This is a genomic window from Stenotrophomonas rhizophila (genome assembly GCF_001704155.1).
Lineage (GTDB): Bacteria > Pseudomonadota > Gammaproteobacteria > Xanthomonadales > Xanthomonadaceae > Stenotrophomonas > Stenotrophomonas rhizophila_A.
On record NZ_CP016294.1, the window covers coordinates 487,025 to 500,528 of the forward strand.

A 13,504-nucleotide genomic window follows, 5' to 3' on the forward strand; every position below is an offset into this window, starting at 1 on the left:
GCGGGCGTTGGCCAGATTAAGCGCAGACAGGCCGGAAATCGAGAGGTGACCTGTGAATAATGCCAATCACCTTTCGCATCCCGCCGGTATTGCCATGACTGTTGCAGCGCCCCGTATCCGCATGTTGATCGATGGCCAGTTCGTTGAATCGGCCAGCTCGCACTGGCAGAACGTGGTCAATCCGGCCACCCAGGACGTCCTGGCCCAGGTGCCGTTCGCCACCGTGGGCGAAGTGGGCGCCGCTGTGGCCTCGGCCAAGGAAGCCTTCAAGACCTGGCGCAAGACCCCGATCGGCACCCGCGCGCGCATCTTCCTGAAGTACCAGCAGCTGATCCGCGAGCACATGAGCGAACTGGCCCACATCCTCAGCGCCGAGCAGGGCAAGACCGTGCCCGACGCCGAAGGCGATGTGTTCCGCGGCCTGGAAGTGGTCGAGCACGCCGCCGCCATCGGCAACCTGCAGCTGGGCGAGCTGGCCAACAACGTGGCCAATGGCGTGGACACCTACACCCTGCTGCAGCCGCTGGGCGTGTGCGCCGGCATCACCCCGTTCAACTTCCCGGCGATGATCCCGCTGTGGATGTTCCCGATGGCCATTGCCACCGGCAACACCTTCATCCTCAAGCCGTCCGAACAGGACCCGATGGTGACCATGCGCCTGGTAGAACTGGCGCTGGAAGCGGGCATCCCCAAGGGCGTGCTCAACGTCGTGCACGGCGGCGAAGAAGTGGTCAACGCGATCTGCGACCACCCGGACATCAAGGCCGTGTCCTTCGTGGGCTCCACCCGCGTCGGCACCCACGTGTACAACCGCGCCTCGCTGGCCGGCAAGCGCGTGCAGTGCATGATGGGCGCCAAGAACCACGCCGTGGTGTTGCCGGACGCCAACAAGGAACAGAGCCTCAACGCCATGGTCGGTGCCGCCTTCGGCGCGGCCGGGCAGCGCTGCATGGCCGCCTCCACCCTGGTGCTGGTTGGTGAAGCGCGCGAGTGGGTGCCGGACCTGGTGGCCAAGGCCAAGACCCTCAAGGTCAGCGCCGGCAGCGTGGCCGGTACGGATGTGGGCCCGGTGATTTCCTGCGCCGCCCGCGAGCGCGTAGAAGCGCTGATCGCCTCGGGCGTGGAGCAGGGCGCCAAGCTGGTGCTCGACGGCCGCAACCCGCAGGTGGACGGTTTCGAGAAGGGCAACTTCGTGGGCCCGACCATCTTCGACGGCGTCAAGCCGGGCATGCGCGTGTACGACGAAGAAATCTTCGGGCCGGTGCTGGTCATCCTGGAAGCGGAAACGCTGGATGACGCCATCGAGCTGATCAACAGCAACCCCAACGGCAACGGCACCGCGCTGTTCACCCAGTCCGGCGCGGCGGCCCGTCGCTTCCAGGAAGAAATCGACGTCGGCCAGGTGGGCATCAACGTGCCGATCCCGGTGCCGGTGCCGCTGTTCTCGTTCACCGGTTCGCGCGCGTCCAAGCTCGGCGACCTGGGCCCGTACGGCAAGCAGGTGGTGATGTTCTACACCCAGACCAAGACCATCACCGCGCGCTGGTTCGACGACGAGACCCTGGGTCACGGCGTCAACACCACCATCAGCCTGAAGTAAGCGCCTGCAAGGCACGGAGTGTTCATGAGCAACTCGATGACGACGGAACTCGAAGAAGCGCAGCAGGCCTATAGAGAAGCCGCGCGTGATTTCGCCCAGGCCGAACTGGCGCCGCACGCCGCGCGATGGGATGCGGAGGGCATCTTTCCGCGCGAGGCGATCGCCAAGGCAGGGGAACTCGGGTTCTGTGGCTTGTACATGGATCCTGAAGTCGGTGGAAGCGGCCTGAGCCGTCTGGACGCCGCCGTCGTCATCGAGGAGCTCGCCAACGTGGATCCTTCCACGGCGGCCTATATCAGCATCCACAACATGGCCTCGTGGATGGTCAGCAGCTGGGGCCAGGAAGCGCTGCGCGCCGAGTGGGGCCAGGCGCTGTCTTCGGGCAGCAAGCTGGCCTCGTACTGCCTGACCGAACCGGGTGCCGGGTCGGACGCGGCCTCGCTGAAGACCAGTGCCGTGCGTGATGGCGACCATTACGTGCTCAATGGCGCCAAGGCGTTCATCTCGGGCGCCGGTGCCACCGAGCTGCTGGTGGTGATGGCACGTACCGGCGGTCCCGGTGCCAGTGGTATCAGCGCGCTGGCCGTGCCGGCCGACCTGGCCGGCATCAGCTACGGCCGCAAGGAAGAGAAGATGGGCTGGAACAGCCAGCCCACCCGCGGCATCACGTTCGAAAACGTGCGCGTGCCGGTGGGCAACCTGCTGGGCGAAGAGGGCAGTGGCTTCAAGCTGGCCATGAAGGGCCTGGACGGCGGCCGCATCAACATCGCCGCCTGCTCGCTGGGCGCCGCGCAGGGCGCGCTGGATGCCGCGCGCCGCTACATGGGCGAGCGCCGCCAGTTCGGCAAGCCGTTGGCCGATTTCCAGGCGCTGCAGTTCAAGCTGGCCGACATGGTCACCCAGCTGGTGGCCGCGCGGCAGATGGTGCACACCGCCGCGCGCAAGCTCGACGCCGGTGCCAGCGATGCCAACGTGTGGTGCGCGATGGCCAAGCGCTTCGCCACCGACGCCGGTTTCCAGGTCTGCAATGACGCGCTGCAGATCCACGGTGGCTACGGCTATATTCGTGAATACCCGATCGAACGCCTGCTGCGCGACAGCCGCGTTCATCAGATCCTGGAGGGCACCAACGAGATCATGCGTGTGATCGTGGCCCGCCACTTGCTCAACACCGATGAGGAACTGCGATGATGGATTGGCGCAAGCAGGAACACGTGGGCCTGAAGGTCGAGGCCGACGGCCACACCGCCGTGGTGACCCTGGACAACCCTCCGGCGCATACGTGGACCGTGCACAGCCTGTCGGCGCTGCGCGATCTGGTCGGTGCGCTCAACGCTGACACCAGCATCTACGCACTGGTGATCACCGGTGGCGGCGAGAAGTTCTTCTCGGCCGGCGCCGATCTCAAGCAGTTCGCCTCCGGCGACAAGGCGCTGGCCCGTGAGGCTGCGCGCCGTTTCGGTGAAGCGTTTGAAGCACTGTCCGGTTTCCGTGGCGTTTCGATTGCCGCCATCAACGGTTACGCCATGGGCGGCGGGTTGGAATGCGCGCTTGCCTGCGACCTGCGCATCATCGAAGAACACGCCCAGGTTGCGCTGCCGGAGGCCACCGTGGGCCTGCTGCCGTGCGCCGGTGGCACCCAGAACCTGCCCCGCCTGGTCGGCGAGGGCTGGGCCAAGCGGATGATCCTGCTGGGCGAACGCATCGACGCCGATACCGCCGTGCGAATCGGCCTGGCAGAAGAAAAAGTTGGCAAGGGCGAATCCCGGGCGCTGGCCATTGAGTGGGCGAACAAGGCCGGCAAGCAGAGCCCGTCCAGCGTGGCGGCCTGCAAGACGCTCGTTCAGGCCACCCGCAGTGGTATCAGCCACGCTTCGGCCCTGGTCGCCGAGCGCGAGGCCTTCGTCGACCTGTTCGACCGCGCCGACCAGGGCGAGGGCGTCAACGCCTTCCTGGAAAAGCGCGCACCGCAGTGGAAGAACGCATGACCACGCCCGAGGCCAGCGTGGAGGCGCCGGTGCTGTTCGAAGAGCGCACTGCCGCCAACGGCACCCGCATTGGCATTGCCACGCTCAATGCATCGCGCACCCTCAATGGCTTCTCGCTGCCGATGGCGCACCTCCTGCACGAGCGCCTGGGCGCCTGGGCTGCCGATGACGGCATCGCGCTGGTGGTGCTGCAGGGCGCGGGCGAGAAGGCGTTCTGCGCCGGTGGCGACCTGCACAGCCTGTACCAGAGCATGCGCGCCTACCGCGATGCCGGCGCGGACGATGTGCGCGACAACCACTACGCCTCCGAATTCTTCGACGTGGAGTACCGCGTCGACTACGCCATCCATACCTACGCCAAGCCGATCCTGTGCTGGGGCCATGGCATTGTCATGGGCGGCGGTATCGGGCTGATGTCCGGTGCCAGCCACCGCGTGGTGAGCGAGCGCTCCAAACTGGCGTTTCCGGAAATCACCGTGGGCCTGTTCCCGGACGTGGGTGGCAGCTGGTTGCTGCCGCGCGTACCGGGCAAGGCCGGCCTGTTCCTGGCCCTGACCGGCGCGCCGCTCAATGCCGGCGACGCCATCTATGCCGGCATGGCCGACATCCATATCGCCGAGGCCCAGCGCGCCGATGTATTCAACGCGCTGGCCGACGTGCACTGGAGCGCCGACGCCAAGCGCAACCACGAACAGCTCAGCACCCTGTTGCAGCAGCACGCCAGCGATGCCGCCACCGGTCCGCTGCTGCGCAACGCGGCGTTGATCGACACGCTGTGCGAGGGTAGCGATGTGCCTGAGGTGGTGAGCGCCATTGCCGCGTTGCAGACCGAAGACCCGTGGCTGCAGACCGCCCAGGCTACGCTCGCCGCCGGTGCCCCCGGTTCGGCGCGCCTGGCCTGGGAACTGCAGAAGCGCACCGCCGGTGCGTCGCTGGCCGATGTCTATCGCCTGGAGTACATCGCCGCGCTGCACTGCGCCGCCCACGGCGATTTCGCCGAAGGCATCCGCGCGCTGCTGATCGACAAGGACCGCACCCCGCACTGGCAGCCGCAGACGCTGGCTGAGGCCACGGTGGGCTGGGCCGACACCTTCTTCGCTTCGCCGTGGGACGACGCCACGCATCCGCTGGCCGACCTGGGCGCCACTGTTCCTGAAAGGAGCCACGCATGAGCCGTATTGCATTCATCGGGTTGGGCAACATGGGCGGGCCGATGGCCGCCAACCTGGCCAAGGCCGGCCACGCCGTGCGCGTGTTCGACCTGGTGCCGGCCGCCGTGCAGGCCGCCGTCGACGCCGGTGCCACCGCCGCCAGCTCCGCGCTGGACACGCTGACCGATGCCGAAGTGGTCATCTCGATGCTGCCGGCCAGCCGCCACGTCGAAGGCGTGTACCTGGGCGAGGACGGCCTGCTGGCTGACATCCCCGGCGGCGCGCTGGTGATCGACTGCAGCACGATCGCGCCTGCCACCGCGCGCAAGGTGTCCGAAGCGGCGGCCGCACGCGGCCTGCAGATGCTGGATGCCCCGGTCTCCGGCGGCACCGCCGGTGCCCAGGCCGGCACCCTCACCTTCATCGTCGGCGGCGAAAGCGATGCGCTCGAACGCGCGCGCCCGCTTCTGCAGGCGATGGGCAAGAACATCTTCCACGTGGGTGCCAGCGGCGCCGGCCAGGTGGCCAAGCTGTGCAACAACATGGCGCTGGGCGTGATCATGGCCGTGACCGGCGAATCGATCGCGCTGGGCGTGGCCCATGGCCTGGACCCGAAGGTGTTGTCGCAGATGATGGCGGTCAGCACCGGCCGCAGCTGGGCCACCGAAGTCTGCAACCCGTGGCCGGGCGTGCTGGAAAATGCGCCGGCGTCGCGCGGCTACAGCGGCGGCTTCGGCAGCGACCTGATGCTCAAGGACATGGGCTTGGCCGTGGAAGCTGCGATGAGCGTGGGCGCCTCGATCCCGCTCGGCGAACTGGCCCGCAACCTGTACTCGATGAACCATCAGGCAGGCCGAGGCAAGCTCGACTTCTCCAGCGTAGTGCAGCTGGTAACCCCGGAAAAATAACCGGAACAATGAATGCATCCCGGAAACGGGATCCACCGCGGTGGGATGGGCGGATGCACGGTCAACGCGACCGGCATCCGCCCATTTTTTTGTCACGACCAACGGCCATGACCCACCGACGTGTTGACCAAGGTAGGTGCCGACCGTTGGTCGGCACGCTTCCTCAGACCACCGTCAGCGTCACATCGATGTTGCCGCGGGTGGCATTCGAATACGGGCACACGATGTGCGCCTTTTGCACCAGCTCTTCCACCTGCTCACGCGGCAGGCCCGGCACGCTGATCTGCAGTTCCACTTCAATGCCAAAGCCGGTCGGGATCTGGCCGATGCCGACGTTGCCCGTGATGCTGGTCTCGGCCGGCAGCGCGACCTTGGCCTGCCCGGCGACGTACTTCAGCGCGCCCAGGAAGCAGGCCGAATAGCCGGCGGCAAACAGCTGCTCCGGGTTGGTACCGGGGCCGCCGGCGCCGCCCAGCTCGCGCGGGGTGGACAGCTGCACGTCCAGCACCTTGTCCGACGAGGTGGCGTGGCCTTCGCGGCCGCCGGTGGCGGTGGCGTGTGCGGTGTAGAGAACCTTTTCAATCGACATGGGAATGCTCCTGGCTGTGAATGGGGTGGACCGGTTGGTGAGGTGTACTGTGCGCCTCCAAGGCGGACGTGTGGCAACATAAGGTCCAGAAAACTTGATCTGGAGTCCGAAATGGTCGACCGCCTGCAATCCCTGCTCGGCCGCTTTGCGGTCAATGCCGAAGTCTTCCACGCTGGCGCGTTGTGCGGCATCAACGACCTGGCCGCCGACGGCGAGCGCGGCCAGCTGCACCTGATCCGCGACGGCCAGGTGCGCGTCGAGCATGCCGACGGCAGCGTCATCGAGATCACCGAACCCAGCGTGCTGGTATATCCACGCCCGCTCGCGCACCGCTTTGTCACCGATCCGGACAGCGGTGCCGATTTCGCCTGCGCCCACCTCCAGTTCGAAGGCGGCGGCAACAACCCCGTCTCCGCCGCACTCCCGCCGGTGATCTGCCTGCCGCTGCAGGAGCTCTACGGTGGCCAGCCGATCCTCTCGGTCCTGTTCGAAGAAGCCTTCGCCCAGCGCTGCGGCCGCCAAGCCCTGCTGGACCGGCTGTTCGAAGTGGTGATGATCCAGATCCTGCGCGCGCTGATGGAAAGCGGCCAGCTACGCGTCGGCCTGCTCGCCGGCATGGCACACCCGCGCCTGCGCCACGCGCTGGTGGCCATGCACGAAGAACCCGCCCAGGAATGGACCCTCGAATCGCTCGCGCAGCGCGCCGGCATGTCGCGCAGCGCGTTTGCCGACAGCTTCCGCGACACCATCGGCAGCACCCCCGGCCACTACCTGCAGGGCTGGCGCACGCGCCTGGTGCAGCAGGCGCTGCGCAAGGGCCAACCGCTCAAGCGCATCGCGGTGGATGTCGGCTACGGCAGTGAAGCGGCGCTGTCGCGCGCGTTCAAGTCGCAGACCGGGCAATCGCCGCGGCAGTGGAAGCAGGGCGTGCACACTACCTGACGTTGAGGGGATCATCGCCCTTGCGGTAGGAGTAGCCAACCATTTCCCAACGTCCGCCGTGGCCCGTCGATGGTTCAGTCCAGCGATAGCTCCACGTTTGCGTGGTTCCGTCTGGAAGGGTGTTTTCCACGTTGTACTCTTCGCCCTGTGAACCCTTGTCCGGCAAGCCACCGGGAGGCGCGGAGGTTTCCGAGCTCGACCGACGTGTACGAGCAAACTTCTTGACCTGCTCAACAGTTACCCGTCCATTGCGTCCGATTGGGCTTCGGTCGGGAGAATGCGCGGCAACCCAGTCAAGCACCCTGAGGCCTTCCGCTTCGTGCGCTTCCCACGACTGGTTGACGACAACAATGGTCGGCGACCGGGTGTCCGCATGCGCTGAAGAGGCAGGCGTGCCTGCGATGAAAACCGTCAGGGCCGCCGCAACAAGGGTTGGAATTCCATTCTTCATTGATCAAGGTCCTTTCGTTTACGCGCAACGGAACACCCGCTGCGCGTGCCGCCGTGAGGCGGGCTGAGAGAACCGTAATTCGCTGCGTCGCTCAAGCCCAATGCAACGTTTAGATCGGCAGTGCGCTTTGATTCAATGAAACCTATCGTGATGAATGTTCCGCTACACGCGTCACAAGCAGGCTCGTCAGATCGTCCATTCGCGATCAGTAGTAAACATGATCGTCAGCCATCGGTCGGTCGATTCCTCGCCCAACGCCTCACCAATCTCGTCGCGCAGCTGGTCCCATTCGACCAGTGGGCGTGGCGGGTCGTTCGCCGGCACCACGAAGAACAGTTCAATCTGATCGCCACGCCCCACCTTGGCCACGTAGCTGCGGTGTTCAATGAACCCGTGCTTGGCGACGATGCCGCGTGCAACCTCGTCAACGTGCGCCTGAAGGTCCACCGGGGTGATCAGCAGGATGTCCGACAGTGCCTGCCGCACGGTGCCGAGTGGCGCGACCACGACGAACAGGCACACCACCAGCAGGATGGCCGGGTCGATGTAGGGCACCAGCCACGCCCACTCCGTGCCGCGCAGCAGCCAGCCGCCGACGAAGGCGACCAGGTAGGCGGCCGACATGCTCGCGGCGACGACCCAGTTCTTCGCGTCGAGCGCAATGAACTCCGAACCGATCGAGCGGTTGGCGCGGCGCACGAACAGCGCCAGCCCGCTTTCGATGATGATTGAAATCACCGCGAACACGATGGCAGGCCCCAGCGCGATCTCGCGGCCACCGGACATCAATGCGTCCACCGCATTGACCGCTGCATACAAGGCAGCGCCAATCATCAGCGTGCCGCTGACACCGAGCACGATGGGTTCCAGGTGCCAGAAGCCCATGGTGAAGCGCTGGTTCAAGCGGGACTGCAACGCATCCACATTGGTGGACATGCTGATCAACCGAACTACCAACAGCGACAGCCAGGTCATCACCACATCGATCAGGCCATAGATGCCGTCAAAGATGATCAGCGAGGAATTGGCGAACAAGCCGAAGGCGACGGCGATTGCCGCGACACCGAACGAGCCTGCGATTGACAGGCGCAGGACCCCTTGTTCGGTGGTGCTGTCGAAGCTGGAAGGGTGAAAAAGGCTCATGGTGAATTCGGGGAAATCCTAGCGGGATCCGTGACGGCCATTGGAGAGCCAAGGGCGACTTGGGCAGTAGATTGCCCTTCTTTGGTCACGCAATCCAAGGTGAACTTCAATGCTTCCATTGTTCAGGGGAATCTTCGTAGCTGCTTCGTGGGTGGCCGTCACCGCGATCCCGGTTTCGGTTCAAGCGGCATCGGAGATGCCTGAAAACGTCCAGGCCATGTCGTTCAAGGTATCGATAAACGGAAGGGAAGTGATGGCCCCCATCCTGGGGATGCCAACCGCTGGCCGTGCCGAAGTATCGATCGGCGCAAGTGAGAGGGATGGCTATACGCTCGGGGTAAACATCATGAAAGCGGACCAGTCCACCGAGCTGCTTCCGTTGAAGCTACGGCTGGAGCTATGGAGAGGTTCTTCGCACAACGGCAAGCTGATGCTTGACCGGGTAATGGAGGTGACAGCCCATGACCCGACCAGCGCACCGCGTAGCGTTGAGGCCGTCTACGGCTGGGGAGGAGTCCGCGAGCACATCCAGATTGAGCTTGTCGCATTGGGCACCCGGCGTGCGGGCGATTGGCAAAACCCCTGATTCAAGAGAATGACCGGCCACCGGGCGAGGAATCAACCCGCCTCCGCCAGCACCCGAAGCGTCTCCTTGGGATTCTTCATGATGACGTGGAGCAGGGCACGTGCCGGACCCGTGGGGTCCCGCCGCCCCTGTTCCCAGTTTCGCAGCGTGCCAACGTCCACGTGGATGATGCGCGCGAATTTCTGCTGCGACAGCCCCGTCGCTCGGCGAATCTCGCGCACTTGCACGGGGCTGACATGGAGCTCACGCGACGGTACCTGATTACCCTTCAGGATCTCATCGGCCTCAGCCACGCTTCCCATCAGTTCGGCAAAAAGGGTGTTGTCCATGGCTCACTTCCAGTTCTCAATGATGGATCGGAGTGCGATCTTCTGTTCTGCGGTCAGCGCGTCCTGAACATTCTTTGGGTACACCAGAAGCAGGATGATCCGGGACGAAGGGGCGATGTAGTAGTAGATGACCCTCGCACCGCCACGCTTCCCACGTCCTGGGATTCCCAAGCGAACCTTGCGCAGCCCACCGGTTCCCTCAATTACATCTCCCACCAGCGGCGACGCGGCCAACTCAAGCTGGAACCTGGCGTAGTCGTCGTCAGGCATCAGTCCTTTGATCGCGCGGGTAAAGGTGGGCGTTTCAATGAAGAGCATAACGCACGGTACGCCAATGGCGCACATACGTCATTGACGTACGTTCAGCTTTTGGATGTCGGGCGTGACGTTCAGTCGATCGGTGTAAACTATTGATCGCGCTGGTAAACCCAGCACTTCCCAGCCTGATCCGATACCCATGACCCTGCCTGCCACCCCTGCAGACCGCTACGCCGCTTCCCTGCGCCTTTCCGTCGCCCCCATGATGGACTGGAGCGACAGCTAGATATACCAAGGGTTTCGGGTTTCGTGGCACAACTGTGGCACGGACGCCGGTTCACAGGGGTGTCAGACGCAGCGAAGATCGCCCACGAGCTGGGCTACGCGTCGGCGTCAGCGTTCAATTACATGTTCCGCATCGAAACCGGCATGAGCCCGCTGCAGTGGAAGCGCGCACGCCCTACGGCGTGACCGGGCACGCCAGGCTGACCAGGCGGTCGCCCTCGAAGCGCGCGTGGATCATGCCGGTGCCGGCCTTGCTGTCGGGCCACTGCGCTGCGTTGCCGGCACCGGGCAGCGGATTGCCCAGGTGGAAATACACGCGCCCGCGGCTGTCGCCGCGCTTCACCTTCGCGCAGCCGGCGATGGGCGCGGCGCGCTGCCCGCAGTCGCCCTGCAGCAGGCACAGACGCGTATGGCACTGGCCGGCCGCCGACGACCAGTGGCCTTGCGCGGCCAGGCAGCCCGGTTCGGTGCGCACGATGGCCCAGAGCAGCAGGCCCAGTGCGGTGGTGGCCGACATCAGCAGCAACAGGTAGCGCGCCAGGTGGCGGCGCAGGTGGGCAGTAACGGGGGGCATCGCCGGATGATGCACCCGCGCCGCGCTGCTGACCACCGCAACAGAAGTGGAATGCGGTGACCGTGCAGGGGTTCTTCGGCCTGCCCAAGGCGCGTACCGTCGGCAAGCGGGTGGTCAGGCTGGAGCGACCGGCAGGTGCAGGCCACGCCGTGCCCACCCGCCTGCGCCTGCTGCGCGCGATCGAATGGCTGGCACAGGGATGGTCGCCCACCGTAAGGCCGCCCAACGGCGGCCTTTTACGTGGTGGCTCATGACGCCTTGGCACGACGCTGAGTGTCCCACCAGGTGGCTACATCACGGGTGTCGTAGACCTCGCCAGTACGGGTCGGCAGCAGGCCAGCGCTGTGCTTGTTCGCCATGGTTTTAATCTTGGACCCGGGAAAGTACACATCACGGAGCTGCTCCAAGGTCATCGTTGCGCCGAACTGCCCGAAGAGCAGCCAGAACGTGCCGAACCCCCCTCCGCCCACGGTTCCGGGTGCGCTCATCGGTTAGTACCTCCTACGAGCCGCAACTGCAGCTGGGGTAGCGGCATCGGGCTGGGCTGCTGGGCAGTGGCCGGCCAGGTCCCATGGATCTTGTGCCAGTGCGCCCATGCCAGGTCAAAGCTGGCGCACTTCGGAGTGCGCGCGCAGCGGCATTCAATGAAGTGTCCGCCCTTTGCCTCCAAACGGCGCCCATCGACCATGTAGCGCGGCTGGTGCCCCTCTGGGCACTTCGGAACGGGTCGGGGAGGCGTGAACTCACGTTGAGTCATGCGCGTGCCTCCGTTCCCGCAGAGCCCGGCTGAGGCGGTTCTTCGCAGAAGATCCCGCAATCGAAACTGAGCGATTTCAACGAGCCACCCTTGTCCGTTACCTTCAGCTGGTCGAGAAAGATCCGCTCGCCCTTGACCTTGACGAGGCGCGCGCCGAGGCGCCGGGACTGCTCCGCGCGCTCTGTGAAAATCAACGGGTCGTGCCTTCGCACGTGGTTCCAATACGTCGGCGACTGAGACTTCACGCACCCGATGCAGTTGGCGTTGGGGTAACCGCGCAGATAGATCGCCGGCAAGGCCAGGCCTTCGCCCACCAGCAGCGCTGCACAGTCCTCTTTCGTCAGCCCGGCGTCGATCAGCACCGGCAGCACGTTCTCTCGCTCGCCGCGCACGAACCGCTCATGCCGGCCCCGCTCTTCCGCAGTGAAGCCAAGAACATGGAAATCGGGCTTGTTGACCAGCTCCCACGCCTGCCGTGCGCGTTTCTTCAAGGCCCGCGTGCAGGGCGCCCCTGCAACACCCGCCATGTAGCGTTCCCGTTCCCACACCTCGACCGCATCGCAGCTCGGAAACTTGGGGTTGATGGCTTGTTCGATCTCAACTCCAAGCCACACTGCTACGTCGCGCGCGAAGCGAAGGTTGTCTGGATCCTCGTTAACGACCGGATTATTCACCACGCGAATTTCGTGGGTCGCCGCGTACCTCTGGATGGTCAGCTTCGCTGCAACCGCACTGGCTGCCCCGCAGGAAAACCACACCGCAATCATCGGGCGCTTAGTCATGATCAACGCCCTCCGCCACGCTACGTGCTGCGTCGGCCAGGTGTTGGATGGTGTCCTGATCGATGCGGTCGAGAGCCTGGGCGATGGTGTAGTCCATCTCCTTCAACCAGTCGTGCCGATCCAGTACCAGAGCAGCCGTCAGGGCTTCGCCTGTCGAAAGCGGCCCGGTGTTGCCTCGGCGCTTGGCATACAACGCCACGTTGATCACACGGTCAAGGTTCACGCGGTACCCCCTAGGCGGCGCACTGCCATCTGCGGGCGGCGGCGCAGCCGCTGCGGGATCTCCCCGACCGCCAAGCCACTGTGGCGCCGAGGCGCGGGACGGTTGATCCAGAGGCGGTGCAGCAAGGCACCGCCGGCGGCGGGGGCCAGCAGGATCAGGAGCAGCTCAGCCATGGGCCACCCCCGCCTTGGTGATGCCGACGCTGGCCAGTGCCTGGTCAATGTGAATGACCTCGGTGCCGAGCAGTCCGGCGGCTCGCTCCGCGTAGCTCTGGCTGAAGGACAGGTAAAGGAATCCCTGCCGTTGCAGGCGTTCGCCCATGAGCTGCACGTCTTCCAAGTCGATCACCCGGCTCAGGCCGTGGCTCTCGGCGATTGCACGGCCATGAAGGGTCTTCCCGCTCCCCTGCGGCCCGTAGACGACGACCGACTTAGCCATTGGCCACCTCCTGCGCAGCCTGGGCGACCGAGCCTGTGGAGGCCCTGCGCCCCGGCAGCATGTTGGCCAGCTCGAACGGGAAGGGCAGGCGGTCAGCCAGCTCAGCCAGCTCGGCCGAGATCCAGTCGCGGTCCTGGTCAAACTCTTCGCTGCCCTTGGTCAGCACCCAGCCGCTCCTGTTCCCCTTGCGGCGCTCCAACACCCGCTGGGCAATCTTGGTGCTCCCCATGTTCAGGGTCGCCGTGGCGATCACCTTGTTGTGGGTGACATGCAGCACCAGCGTGGCGCTGCACTCTTCGGCCGTTCCCCCTTCAATCCCCACATTCCCCGCACCCGTGGTAGCCTCCGCCCCGTGTCCGGCGCTGGAATCCAGCGGAGATGTGGGGGTGGTTGCGGCTTCGCCGTTCATCTTTTGCATTGCTCTCTCCTGAGCTTCTGTTGGTAGATGGCCTTGGGGTGGTGTTGGCGCACCGCCCGCCGGACCGCTTTGTTGCACGTCG

21 protein-coding genes are annotated in these 13,504 nt (G+C 65.2%); 9 read left to right on the forward strand and 12 right to left on the reverse strand.

From position 1 onward, the window contains the following. Window positions 1-94 precede the first annotated feature (94 nt). The 5 genes from BAY15_RS01990 to mmsB are packed head-to-tail and all read left to right on the forward strand — an operon-like array spanning window position 95 to window position 5,647. On the forward strand, window positions 95-1,600 hold the full coding sequence (locus BAY15_RS01990) for a CoA-acylating methylmalonate-semialdehyde dehydrogenase (protein WP_068848506.1): 1,506 nt from the start codon (window positions 95-97) through the stop codon (window positions 1,598-1,600). 24 nt (window positions 1,601-1,624) lie between these two features. Then, window positions 1,625-2,791: an acyl-CoA dehydrogenase family protein gene (locus tag BAY15_RS01995; protein ID WP_068848509.1), complete on the forward strand. Its 1,167-nt coding sequence runs from the start codon at window positions 1,625-1,627 to the stop codon at window positions 2,789-2,791. Beyond that, window positions 2,788-3,588 carry an enoyl-CoA hydratase gene (locus tag BAY15_RS02000; protein WP_068848511.1) on the forward strand — a complete coding sequence of 267 codons (801 nt, stop codon included), beginning with the start codon at window positions 2,788-2,790 and terminating at the stop codon, window positions 3,586-3,588. Before BAY15_RS01995 ends, BAY15_RS02000 begins: the two co-directional genes overlap by 4 nt. Beyond that, window positions 3,585-4,760, forward strand: a complete 1,176-nt coding sequence (locus BAY15_RS02005; RefSeq protein WP_068848512.1) for an enoyl-CoA hydratase/isomerase family protein — start codon at window positions 3,585-3,587, stop codon at window positions 4,758-4,760. Before BAY15_RS02000 ends, BAY15_RS02005 begins: the two co-directional genes overlap by 4 nt. Then, window positions 4,757-5,647 (forward strand): 3-hydroxyisobutyrate dehydrogenase, encoded by an 891-nt coding sequence (mmsB, locus tag BAY15_RS02010; RefSeq protein WP_068848514.1) that lies wholly within the window; start codon window positions 4,757-4,759, stop codon window positions 5,645-5,647. The genes BAY15_RS02005 and mmsB overlap by 4 nt, the downstream gene beginning before the upstream one ends. 163 nt (window positions 5,648-5,810) lie before the next feature. On the opposite strand, the gene BAY15_RS02015 is transcribed toward mmsB, so the two are convergent. Then, window positions 5,811-6,236 carry an organic hydroperoxide resistance protein gene (locus tag BAY15_RS02015; protein ID WP_068848516.1) on the reverse strand — a complete coding sequence of 142 codons (426 nt, stop codon included), beginning with the start codon at window positions 6,234-6,236 and terminating at the stop codon, window positions 5,811-5,813. Window positions 6,237-6,347: 111 nt separating this feature from the next. On the opposite strand from BAY15_RS02015, the gene BAY15_RS02020 reads away from it, so the two are divergent. After that, on the forward strand, window positions 6,348-7,178 hold the full coding sequence (locus BAY15_RS02020) for an AraC family transcriptional regulator (RefSeq protein WP_068848518.1): 831 nt from the start codon (window positions 6,348-6,350) through the stop codon (window positions 7,176-7,178). On the opposite strand, the gene BAY15_RS19075 is transcribed toward BAY15_RS02020, so the two are convergent. Both BAY15_RS19075 and BAY15_RS02025 read right to left on the reverse strand, forming a co-directional pair. Beyond that, complete coding sequence (locus BAY15_RS19075) at window positions 7,171-7,629, reverse strand: hypothetical protein (RefSeq protein WP_157771668.1); 459 nt, start codon at window positions 7,627-7,629, stop codon at window positions 7,171-7,173. The two genes, BAY15_RS02020 and BAY15_RS19075, sit on opposite strands and share 8 nt — an antisense overlap. Before the next feature lie 186 nt (window positions 7,630-7,815). Next, a complete protein-coding gene (locus BAY15_RS02025; protein ID WP_068848520.1) occupies window positions 7,816-8,772 on the reverse strand; it encodes a cation diffusion facilitator family transporter in 957 nt (318 codons plus the stop codon). Window positions 8,773-8,881: 109 nt separating this feature from the next. On the opposite strand from BAY15_RS02025, the gene BAY15_RS02030 reads away from it, so the two are divergent. Next, window positions 8,882-9,358, forward strand: coding sequence for a hypothetical protein (locus BAY15_RS02030; RefSeq protein ID WP_068848522.1), 477 nt, complete (start codon window positions 8,882-8,884; stop codon window positions 9,356-9,358). 32 nt (window positions 9,359-9,390) lie between these two features. Here BAY15_RS02030 and BAY15_RS02035 read toward each other — a convergent pair whose 3' ends face one another. Together BAY15_RS02035 and BAY15_RS02040 are read right to left on the reverse strand one after the other, a co-directional pair. Next, window positions 9,391-9,687 (reverse strand): helix-turn-helix domain-containing protein, encoded by a 297-nt coding sequence (locus BAY15_RS02035; protein ID WP_068848524.1) that lies wholly within the window; start codon window positions 9,685-9,687, stop codon window positions 9,391-9,393. 3 nt (window positions 9,688-9,690) lie between these two features. Next, window positions 9,691-10,005 (reverse strand): type II toxin-antitoxin system RelE/ParE family toxin, encoded by a 315-nt coding sequence (locus tag BAY15_RS02040; RefSeq protein ID WP_068848526.1) that lies wholly within the window; start codon window positions 10,003-10,005, stop codon window positions 9,691-9,693. 285 nt (window positions 10,006-10,290) lie between these two features. Here BAY15_RS02040 and BAY15_RS19615 point away from each other — a divergent pair, with 285 nt between their 5' ends. Continuing rightward, window positions 10,291-10,416, forward strand: a complete 126-nt coding sequence (locus BAY15_RS19615; RefSeq protein WP_257784590.1) for a helix-turn-helix domain-containing protein — start codon at window positions 10,291-10,293, stop codon at window positions 10,414-10,416. Here BAY15_RS19615 and BAY15_RS02045 read toward each other — a convergent pair. Then, entirely contained in the window at window positions 10,406-10,804 is a 399-nt protein-coding gene (locus BAY15_RS02045; protein WP_068854502.1) for a hypothetical protein, read from the reverse strand. The genes BAY15_RS19615 and BAY15_RS02045 overlap by 11 nt on opposite strands. 56 nt (window positions 10,805-10,860) lie before the next feature. Between BAY15_RS02045 and BAY15_RS19080 the strand changes: the two genes are divergently transcribed. Further along, complete coding sequence (locus BAY15_RS19080) at window positions 10,861-11,058, forward strand: hypothetical protein (RefSeq protein ID WP_157771669.1); 198 nt, start codon at window positions 10,861-10,863, stop codon at window positions 11,056-11,058. Here the strand turns inward: BAY15_RS19080 and BAY15_RS02050 are convergent. From BAY15_RS02050 to BAY15_RS02070, 6 genes are all read right to left on the reverse strand, one after another. After that, window positions 11,053-11,292, reverse strand: a complete 240-nt coding sequence (locus BAY15_RS02050; protein WP_068848528.1) for a hypothetical protein — start codon at window positions 11,290-11,292, stop codon at window positions 11,053-11,055. The two genes, BAY15_RS19080 and BAY15_RS02050, sit on opposite strands and share 6 nt — an antisense overlap. 265 nt (window positions 11,293-11,557) lie before the next feature. Then, window positions 11,558-12,343 carry a hypothetical protein gene (locus BAY15_RS02055; protein WP_068848530.1) on the reverse strand — a complete coding sequence of 262 codons (786 nt, stop codon included), beginning with the start codon at window positions 12,341-12,343 and terminating at the stop codon, window positions 11,558-11,560. Continuing rightward, window positions 12,336-12,566, reverse strand: coding sequence for a hypothetical protein (locus BAY15_RS02060; RefSeq protein ID WP_068848532.1), 231 nt, complete (start codon window positions 12,564-12,566; stop codon window positions 12,336-12,338). The genes BAY15_RS02055 and BAY15_RS02060 overlap by 8 nt, the downstream gene beginning before the upstream one ends. After that, window positions 12,563-12,739 (reverse strand): hypothetical protein, encoded by a 177-nt coding sequence (locus BAY15_RS19320; RefSeq protein WP_167693286.1) that lies wholly within the window; start codon window positions 12,737-12,739, stop codon window positions 12,563-12,565. The genes BAY15_RS02060 and BAY15_RS19320 overlap by 4 nt, the downstream gene beginning before the upstream one ends. Then, entirely contained in the window at window positions 12,732-13,004 is a 273-nt protein-coding gene (locus BAY15_RS19425; protein ID WP_068848534.1) for an AAA family ATPase, read from the reverse strand. The genes BAY15_RS19320 and BAY15_RS19425 overlap by 8 nt, the downstream gene beginning before the upstream one ends. Continuing rightward, window positions 12,997-13,422, reverse strand: coding sequence for a hypothetical protein (locus BAY15_RS02070; protein WP_068848536.1), 426 nt, complete (start codon window positions 13,420-13,422; stop codon window positions 12,997-12,999). The genes BAY15_RS19425 and BAY15_RS02070 overlap by 8 nt, the downstream gene beginning before the upstream one ends. Window positions 13,423-13,504: the final 82 nt, after the last annotated feature.